At 73.6% G+C, this 261-nt stretch carries 1 protein-coding gene; it reads right to left on the bottom strand.

Annotated elements, in window-relative coordinates; genetic code table 11:
* On the bottom strand, positions 1-261 hold a 261-nt coding region (locus B4920_RS29665; RefSeq protein ID WP_216820081.1), incomplete at both ends, for a hypothetical protein.

The following is a 261-nucleotide window of genomic DNA, read 5'->3' as shown; positions in this document are numbered from 1 at the left end:
GCTGGCCTCGCTCTCGCCGCGCAGGAAGGCGGTGCGGGCGGCGTGATGGCCCGGCACGGCGCGTCGCTGGGCGGCGCGCATCTGTTCCAGTTCGTAGGGGCTCTTCACGCCGCGCGCCCAGTGCAGCAGGTTGAGCAGGGCCTCGGGGTTGTTGGGCGTGAGGCCTGGCAGCGCCGCATCGGCCTCGCCGAGGATGGCGATGCGCGGCGTGACCAAGTGGGCCAGGGCCTTGGCGGCCTGCTCCGGCTCACGGATGACGAC

The sequence above is a fragment of the Zoogloea sp. LCSB751 genome, assembly GCF_002028455.1.
Classification (GTDB): Bacteria; Pseudomonadota; Gammaproteobacteria; order Burkholderiales; family Rhodocyclaceae; genus Zoogloea.
The sequence above is the reverse complement of the archived record's forward strand: the minus strand, read 5'-3'. Positions and strand labels throughout refer to the sequence as shown.